Genomic DNA, 8,285 nt, shown 5'->3' with positions numbered 1-8,285 from the left:
GGGCGGGGGGGCGGCCCCCCCCCCCCCCCCCCCCCCCCCCCCGGGGGGGGGGGGGTCCCAAACCCCCCCCCCCCCCCCCCCGCGGGGGGGGCCGGCGGCGAAGGCGCGAGATCCGAGACTCCCGATCTCGCACCGCGTGGGCGCGGGCCGGAGTCCGGCAGATCCCTTACTTGCCCAACTTGCGACGCTGGACGCGGGTCCTGCGCAGAAGCTTGCGGTGCTTCTTCTTGGACATGCGCTTGCGGCGCTTCTTGATGACCGAGCCCATGCGGAATCCTTCGCTGTCGGCGTTGGTACGAACGTCTTCTCGTGCCGGTGCTGCCCCTGGCGCACCGCCGGTGGGAGCACCGGCAGCAGGCACGATCGATCCCGCAGCCTACCCGCCCACCGGTCACCCCCTGACGGAGTGGTCCGTCAGGGCGGCCCGGCACCCCCGGACGGGCGCCGCCGCGCCCGGGGGACGACGGCGCTCATCCCGCGTTGTAGTAGGCGTTCTCCAGGTAGGAGTGCACGTCGTTCTCCGCCACGCGGAAGGAGCGCCCCACGCGTGCCGCGGGGAGCTCACCGGCGTGCACCAGCCGGTAGACGGTCATCTTCGACACCCGCATCAACCTGGCCACTTCGGCCACGGTGAGGAATTGCACGTTCCCCACCTGCGGGGGTGCTTGCTGGCTGGGTTCCGAGTTCGCAGACATGCTTCACCGAGTCCTTCGGCCCGCGCGCGCCGTCGGCTTCCCCTCCGACGGACTCCACACGCACGTGCTCCGTCGAGAGTAGCGGGACGGTTGGGATCCCTGCGATGCGCGAACGTCCCGGGTTCAGCGGTTTCCGCCTGTCAGCGCCGGGGAACCGGGGGTCTAGTCGTGCGCGCGGCCCAGTTCCACCGAACGGTCCCTGGCGGCTTCGATGGCGTCGATGAGGGCGGCCCGCACACCGTGCTTCTCCAGCTCGCGGATGCCCGCGATGGTGGTCCCGGCCGGCGAGGTCACGGCCTCGCGCAGGATCGTCGGGTGGCCCTCCGAGCCGTCGCGCAGCATCGTCGCGGCGCCCACCGCGGCTTGCACGATCAGGTCGGCGGCGGTGGCCCGCGGGATGCCGAGCAGGATGCCCGCGTCGATCATCGCTTCGACCAGGTAGAAGAAGTAGGCGGGCCCGGAACCGGACAGCGCGGTCACCGCGTCCTGCTGGGTCTCGGGGACCCGGACGACCTTGCCGACGCTGCTGAGCAGTTCCTCCACCACGGCCAGGTGCTCGTCGCCCGCGTGCGATCCGGCGGAGATGGCGCTCATCGCCTCGCCGACGACCATCGGGGTGTTCGGCATCACCCGCACCACCGGGGTTCCTTCGGCGAGCCTGCGCTCGTAGAGCTTGGTGGGCAGGCCGGCGCACAGCGAGACCACCAGCGTCGCCGCGTCCAGCAGCGGCGCGACCTGGTCCAGCAGCGGCTCGATGTCCTGCGGCTTCACCGCCACCACGAGCACGTCGGCGCGGCGCACCGCGGTGGCGACGTCCACGTGCTCGATGCCGTACTCCGCGGTCAGCTGCGCGGCCCGTTCCGGGTGGCGCTCGGTGAACATCAGCTCATCCGCGTTCCGCCCCGCCTGCAGGAGCCCCGCCAGCAGCGACTCGCCGATCTTGCCCGCGCCCAGTACGGCAATCGAATTCATGCGGAACAGGGTGCCAGAACGTCCGCGCAGGACCCTCCCCAGGCGCCACCTGCGCGGTTAGTGTGTCGGCAACCACGACATCGATGTTGCGGAGCGCCGAGCGCGCGGACGAGGAGGTCCGATCCCGATGCTGAGCACGATGCACGACGGCCCGCTGTCGATCGCCAGGATCCTCGAGCACGGCAGCCGGGTACACGGTGCTTCGGAGGTGGTGACCTGGACCGGGGACGAGCCGCGCCGCCGCAGCTACGCCGAGGTCGGCAGGCGCGCGGCCCAGCTCGCGCACGGGCTGCGCTCCCTCGGCGTCACCGATGACCAGCGCGTCGCCACGTTCATGTGGAACAACGCCGAGCACCTCGAGGTGTACCTGGCGGCGCCCGCGATGGGCGCGGTGCTGCACACGCTGAACATCCGGTTGTTCCCGGAGCAGGTCAGCTACATCGCCGACCACGCCGAGGACCACGTCGTCGTCGTGGACGCGAGCCTGCTGCCGCTGTTCCAGAAGGTGCTGCCCGCGATGAGCACGGTGCGCCACGTCGTGGTCAGCGGCGGGGACCCGGCGGCGCTGGCGGCCCCGGACGGCGTCCAGGTGCACGGCTACGAGGAGCTGCTGCGCGGCCGCCCGGAGGTCTTCGAGTGGCCGGAGCAGGACGAACGCGCCGCGGCGGCGATGTGCTACACGTCCGGCACCACGGGGAACCCGAAGGGCGTCGTCTACTCGCACCGCTCGATCTGGCTGCACTCGATGCAGGTGTGCATGTCGGACGGGATGGCGCTGGCGCAGGCGGACCGCGGCCTGGCGGTCGTCCCGATGTTCCACGCCATGTCCTGGGGCCTGCCGTACGCGGCGCTGATGTCCGGCGCCTCGCTGATCATGCCGGACCGGTTCCTGCAGGCCGAGCCGCTGGCCGCGATGATCTCCTCGCTGCGCCCGACGATGGCGGCCGCGGTGCCGACGATCTGGCAGGGCCTGCTGCAGCACCTGGAATCGCACCCCAAGGACATCTCCTCGCTGCGCGAGGTCGTGGTGGGCGGCTCGGCCCCCCCGCCCGCGCTGATGCGGACCTTCCAGGAGCGCTACGGCGTCCCGGTGCTGCACGCGTGGGGCATGACCGAGACGTCCCCGCTGGGCAGCGTGGCCCGCCCGCCCGCCTCGGCGGTCGGCGAGTCGCAGTGGCCGTACCGGGAGTCGCAGGGCCGGTTGGCGGCGGCGGTGGAGGCACGGCTGATCGGCGACGACGGCCGGGAGCTGCCGTGGGACGGCACGAGCGTCGGCGAGCTGGAGGTGCGCGGCCCGTGGGTCACGTCCTCGTACCACGGCGGCGAGGACGTGGAGAAGTTCCACGACGGCTGGCTGCGCACCGAGGACGTCGGCACCCTGTCCGCGGACGGTTTCCTGCGGCTCACCGACCGCGCCAAGGACGTCATCAAGTCCGGCGGCGAGTGGATCTCGACGGTCGAGCTGGAGAACCACCTGGTGGCGCACCCGGCGGTGGCCGAGGCGATGGTCGTCGGCGTGCCGGACCCGAAGTGGGACGAGCGCCCGCTCGCGGCCGTGGTGCTGCACGAGGGCGCGTCGGCCGACGCGGCGGAGCTGCGCGCGTTCCTGTCCGACCGGGTCGCGAAGTGGCAGCTTCCGGAGCACTGGACGTTCCTGGCCGAGGCGCCGAAGACCAGCGTCGGCAAGTACGACAAGAAGCGGCTCCGCAAGCAGCACGCCGACGGGGCCCTCGACCTCGAACAGGCCTGACGCGGGCGGGCGGCGGCCCGGGAACCGCCGCCCGCCCGGTCACGAGTCCTCGTCGTCGGCCGCGGAGTCGTCGATCCGCTGTTCCTTGGCGCGTTCCGCGTGGGAGAAGGTGTCCTGCACCTGGTCGAGGTGTTCGCGGACCAGGTGGGACAGGTGCAGGGAGCGGTCGTAGGCCGGGCCCTGCACCGTCGGCTGCGCCGCCGCGCTCCACTGCTCCCGGGCGCCGCACAGCTTGCACACCTGGCCGCCGCCGGAGTGCTCGAAGTCGAGCTGGATGGGGTGGATGCGCACGGACGGCACGGCGGTCTCCCTGGTGTCGGCGGTGATCGGGCCCTCGGCGGCGATCGCGGCCGGAGCCGCCGCCACCCTAACCCCGCGCACCGGCCGAACCGGGCGAGCCGCACCGGCCCGCCCGGGATCGGGAACCGCTACCGCGCGCTCAGCGCCAGCTGCCGGGCCTGGCACACCAGCCGGCCGGTGGAGTCGATGACGAGGGTGTCCTCGTCGAACCACTGCCCGTGCACGGCCTTGGACTCCACGACCAGCCGCAGCCAGCCGTTCGCGGGCCGGGCCCGCAGCAGCGCCGTCAGCTGCACCGTCGGGGACCAGCCGAAGCGGCCCAGGTTGAAGGTGACCGGCATGGTGAGGTCGCCCGCGACGAGCCCGAACAGCAGGTCCGGCTGCCCCTGGTGCGGGCGCGCCCACAACCGCAGCCGCAGCGGCTCCTCGGTGCTGCCGCGGAGGAACCCGGCGCCGCGCGGGTCGAGCCGCATGTCGCAGGCCTTGGCCAGGCCACCCGGCCAGGACGCGTCCGTGCTGCCCAGGTCGATCGCGTCGGCGGGCGGGTTCACCGGCATGTCCGGCAGGTCCGACCAGCTGGGCGGCTCGTCGGGCACCTGGCCGAGGGTGATGGTGGCGTCCACGCACCGCTGCCCGGCCTGCTCCAGCACGGCGCGGACGACGGTGACGGTCCGCCCTGCCTTGAGCAGCTCGGTCCGCAGCAGCACCGGGCCCACCTTCGGCGAGTTCAGGTACTGCGCGCTGACCGACAGCGGTTCCAGCTGCCCGTCACCGACGGCGGCGCGGCTGAGCAGCGCCAGCAGGTAGCCGCCGTGCGGGCGGTCCCCGACGGACCAGTCCGGGTGCAGGTCGGCGACGAAGGTGCCGTCGCCCAGCGGGCGGACGGCGAGGGTGTCGAGGAAGGGGGTGTCGTTCACGCGCGACCCGCGCAGTGCCGGCGTCGCTCCTGAGCGAGCGAGGCGCGAATCGTACTCATGCCATGATCCTACGTTCCCGCCCCGAAGTTGATCATCGGGTGGGGGCCGGGCTCACCCGGCCCGCGGCCGACCCGGCGCCTGCAGGTGCAACCGCGCGAACACCAGCGCCTCCGCCAGCAACGCGGCCCGTTCCTGCTGGTTGCGCGCCTTGCGGCTGTTCACCTCCAGCACCACCGATCCGGCGAAGCCGTCCGCCGCCAGCAGCTCGCAGACCTCCGCGCACGGCTGCGAGCCGTGGCCCGGCACGAGATGTTCGTCACGGGGAGCCCCGGTCCCGTCGGCGAGGTGCACGTGCGCCAGCCGGTCCTGCATCCGCTTGTACAGCTCGATCGCGTCCACGTGCGCCGCGGCCGCGTGCGACAGGTCCAGCGTGTAGCTGCCGTAGCCGACCTCCGTCGGGTCCGGCGACGGCGTGAACGCGGACAGACCGCCGGACTTCCCGCCGCGCAGCCGGTTCAGCCGGTTCGGCGGGCGGATCGGGAACATGTTCTCCACCGCGACCTGGATCCCGCTGGTCTCTTCCAACGAGCCGACGAGCTCCGAGAAGCCCTCCGCGTACCGGCGCTGCCAGCGGAACGGGGGGTGCACCACCACCGTCGACGCACCCAGGTCCGCGGCGGCCACCACGGCCCGGCGCAGCCGCTCCTCCGGCTCCGGCGACCACACCCGCTGGGTGATGAGCAGGCACGGCGAGTGCACCGCCAGGATCGGCACCCCGTGCTCCCGGGACAGCCGGTGCAGCGCGGCGACGTCCTGGCTCACCGCGTCCGCCCACACCATCACCTCGACCCCGTCGAAGCCCAGGTCCGCGGCCATCTCGAACGCGGCCCGGGCCGGCTGGGGCCACACCGATGCGCTGGAGAGCCCGACCGGGATGTCGGGGTGGTGCTCGGTCTCCGCCGTGTTCGGTTGCGGTGTCATGTGCTGCCCCAGCGTCTCGCGCCCCACCGGATCCTCCACGCGGCTCGGGATCCGCGCGGCGAACCCGGTCTCACTGCCCGATCAGCAGCAGTGCGGCGGGCGACACGGTGCAGATCAGGCCGACCAGCACCGCGAGCAGGATCGTCTGCAAGTCGTCGGTGCGCAAGAACTTCCGCGCGATGAACACCAGCGCGCCGGTGATCGCCAGCGCGGCGACCAGCGCCGCGATCGGGATCGCCGTCCACAGCCAGCGGAACGCGAACCACACCGCGCCACCGCACACCAGGCCCGCGCCGCCCTGCAGGGCGAGCACCAGCCACTCCTTGCCGGTGGTCGGCTCCGACTCCTCCTCGTCGTCGTCGGCGTCGGCGCGGTAGTCGTCCGCGTCGAGCCCGGCGGGGAGCGCCTCGTCGTACTCGTCGAACTCGTCGTCGGCGTCGTAGCCGTCCTCGCGGTACCGGGTGGCCTCGGCGTCCTCGGCGTAGTCGTCGTAGTTCGCCGGGGACGCGTAGGCGGTGCCCGAGTCGTAGTCCTCGTAGTCGTCGAAGTCGTACGGGTCGTCGCCGCGCGCCGGGGCGGCGTCCGCGGGCGGGTAGGCGAGCATCGCGGTGCCGTCCGCACCGGCGCTCTTGGCCTCCGCCTCCACCCGCGGCAGCTGCTCGGTGGCGCCTTCCAGCGGCACCGATCGGGTCGGCTGCTCGTGCGGCCCGGCTGCCGGGACCGGCCCCAGCGCGGGCTGCTGCACGGTCATCTCCGCGTCGGACGGTCCCGCATCGGGCGCGTCCGGCGGCGGGGTCGCGCGCGGCCGTGCCCCGGCCGCGGCGAAGCGGCGGGCCCAGAAACCGGAGCCCTGGTCCGGGTCGGCGGTCTGCTCGTCCTCGACGGGCGGTGCCTGCGGTGCCGGAGCGGGTGCCTGCGCGGCAGGAGCCTGCGGAGCGGGGGCCTGCGCGGCGGGCGCCTGCGGGCGCGGCGGGCCGGGCGGCGGCCCTGCCGGGGGCGGCCCGGAGAACTGCTGCGGCGCCGCGGGCGGTGCCGATGGCCCGGCGGGCGGTACCGCGGGCTGCGGCCCGGTGCCCTGCGGCTGCGGAGCGGCCCGGCCGGGCGCCTGCGGTGCGCCGCCCTCGGGCTGGCCGGAACCGGCCTCCTCGGCCTCCTCCGGCTTGATCGCGCGCATCGTGCCGCTGTCCGAGAGCACCCGCTGGATGATCGCCTGCGGGGCGGTCTCGCTCGGGTCCTCGGCTCGCCTGCGTCGCCTGTGCGCGCTGCGCTGCGAGCCGCCGCCGTACTCGGCGAGCAGCTCGGCGACGGTGCGCTGGCTCGGGTGCTCGGACCCGCTGTCCCGACTCATCGATTCCACCGTGCCCCGTAGTGGGCTTGCCGTCCAGTTCCCCGATCCACGTCTGACCCGTTCGCGGAGGCCCGCTCCGCGTCGAACGACCCGAACTCGGCGCGGGTCCGCATCGCAGTGTGGTCCTCTCCGTTGGCGTGGTCCAGCCGCCGGAGGATGACTCCTTCCCGCAGCGCCCACGGGCAGATGTCCAGTTCCGCCACCCCCAGCGCGCGCATCACCGCCTCCGCGACGAGCGCACCGCTGATCAGCTGGTGCGAGCGCGCGCTGCTGACCCCGTCGAGCGTGGCCAGGTCGGCCGCCGACATCCGGGTGATGAACGCCAGCAGCTGCCGCAGCCCCGTCTCGGTGAGGCTGCGCGGCACGCGCGGACCCGCGGAGGCCGGTGCGGCGCCGGTCAGCCGGGCCAGCGAGCGGAACGTCTTCGAGGTGGCGACGGCGCGGTCGGGGCTGCCGCTCTTGCGGAACCGCTTCGCCGTCGCCGCCAGCTGGTCGTCCAGCCAGTCCCGCATCTCCGCCACCTGGCGCTGCGTCGGCGGGTCCTGCGGCAACCGGGTCCGGGTCAGCCGGCCCGCGCCCAGCGGCAGCGACGCCGCCAGGTCGGGCTGCTCGTCGATGCCGATCGCCATCTCCAGCGAGCCGCCGCCGATGTCCAGCAGCAGCAACCGGCCCGCGGACCAGCCGCACCAGCGGCGGGCGGCGAGGAACGTCAGCCGCGCCTCCTGCTCGCCGCTGAGCACGCGCAGCTCCACGCCCGTCTCGTCCCGCACGCGGGCGAGCACCTCGGCGGAGTTGTGGGCTTCGCGGATCGCGGAGGTCGAGAACGCCATCAGGTCCTCGCACCCCGCCTGCTCGGCGGCCTGCTTCACCTGCGCGACGTTGGCGACGAGCTCGTCGGCGTCGGCGTCGGCGAGGCGCCCGTCGGCACCGATCCGCTCCGCCAGCCGCAGCACGGTCTTCTCCGATGTCATCGGGGTCGGATGGGCACCACGGTGCGCGTCCACCACGAGCAGGTGGACGGTGTTGGATCCGACGTCGAGCACCCCTAGGCGCATGACCGACAACGTTACCGGCCGCAACCGCGCCCCCGAGGCGGGTGGGGGCCGGGAATGCGCCCGAACCCGGACGTGCTGGGAGTTCCGCCCGGTTCGCGTCGGCAGCGGCGCGCGGTCACCACGCGCCCGGCCACCCGCACCGGACCGGCGTTCGCGCAGGTGCGGGCGGGCGCCCGGCCGCGGGGGGGGGGGGGGGGCCCCCCCGGGGGGGGGGGGGGGGGGGGGGGGGGGGGGGGGGGCCGGGGGCCGGGGGGGGGGGCGGGCGCG

9 protein-coding genes are annotated in these 8,285 nt (G+C 74.1%); 1 reads left to right on the top strand and 8 read right to left on the bottom strand.

The features are described from left to right. Nucleotides 1-166: 166 nt before the first annotated feature. From LCD31_RS25295 to proC, 3 genes are all read right to left on the bottom strand, one after another. Complete coding sequence (locus tag LCD31_RS25295; protein WP_003402602.1) at nt 167-268, bottom strand: 30S ribosomal protein bS22; 102 nt, start codon at nt 266-268, stop codon at nt 167-169. Between the two features lie 202 nt (nt 269-470). Next, on the bottom strand, nt 471-695 hold the full coding sequence (locus LCD31_RS25290) for a helix-turn-helix domain-containing protein (RefSeq protein ID WP_224962037.1): 225 nt from the start codon (nt 693-695) through the stop codon (nt 471-473). Between the two features lie 162 nt (nt 696-857). After that, complete coding sequence (gene proC / locus LCD31_RS25285) at nt 858-1,667, bottom strand: pyrroline-5-carboxylate reductase (RefSeq protein ID WP_224962035.1); 810 nt, start codon at nt 1,665-1,667, stop codon at nt 858-860. 127 nt (nt 1,668-1,794) lie between these two features. Between proC and LCD31_RS25280 the strand changes: the two genes are divergently transcribed. Next, nucleotides 1,795-3,417 (top strand): long-chain fatty acid--CoA ligase, encoded by a 1,623-nt coding sequence (locus LCD31_RS25280; RefSeq protein WP_224962033.1) that lies wholly within the window; start codon nt 1,795-1,797, stop codon nt 3,415-3,417. A gap of 39 nt (nt 3,418-3,456) precedes the next feature. Here the strand turns inward: LCD31_RS25280 and LCD31_RS25275 are convergent, their stop codons facing one another. The 5 genes from LCD31_RS25275 to LCD31_RS25255 all read right to left on the bottom strand — a co-directional run bounded on the left by LCD31_RS25275 (nt 3,457) and on the right by LCD31_RS25255 (nt 8,018). After that, nucleotides 3,457-3,783, bottom strand: a complete 327-nt coding sequence (locus LCD31_RS25275; protein WP_224962031.1) for a hypothetical protein — start codon at nt 3,781-3,783, stop codon at nt 3,457-3,459. Nucleotides 3,784-3,845: 62 nt separating this feature from the next. After that, nucleotides 3,846-4,634 (bottom strand): thioesterase family protein, encoded by a 789-nt coding sequence (locus tag LCD31_RS25270; protein ID WP_224962029.1) that lies wholly within the window; start codon nt 4,632-4,634, stop codon nt 3,846-3,848. 111 nt (nt 4,635-4,745) lie between these two features. Next, complete coding sequence (locus LCD31_RS25265) at nt 4,746-5,615, bottom strand: sugar phosphate isomerase/epimerase (protein WP_224962027.1); 870 nt, start codon at nt 5,613-5,615, stop codon at nt 4,746-4,748. 70 nt (nt 5,616-5,685) lie between these two features. Continuing rightward, complete coding sequence (locus LCD31_RS25260) at nt 5,686-6,963, bottom strand: hypothetical protein (protein ID WP_224962025.1); 1,278 nt, start codon at nt 6,961-6,963, stop codon at nt 5,686-5,688. After that, nucleotides 6,960-8,018 carry a Ppx/GppA phosphatase family protein gene (locus tag LCD31_RS25255; RefSeq protein WP_224962024.1) on the bottom strand — a complete coding sequence of 353 codons (1,059 nt, stop codon included), beginning with the start codon at nt 8,016-8,018 and terminating at the stop codon, nt 6,960-6,962. The genes LCD31_RS25260 and LCD31_RS25255 overlap by 4 nt, the downstream gene beginning before the upstream one ends. Nucleotides 8,019-8,285 lie beyond the last annotated feature (267 nt).

Source organism: Saccharopolyspora sp. 6M (assembly GCF_020176775.1).
Taxonomy (GTDB): domain Bacteria; phylum Actinomycetota; class Actinomycetes; order Mycobacteriales; family Pseudonocardiaceae; genus Saccharopolyspora_C; species Saccharopolyspora_C gregorii.
Note: the sequence above shows the minus strand (reverse complement) of the source record. Positions and strands in the feature narration are given on the sequence as shown.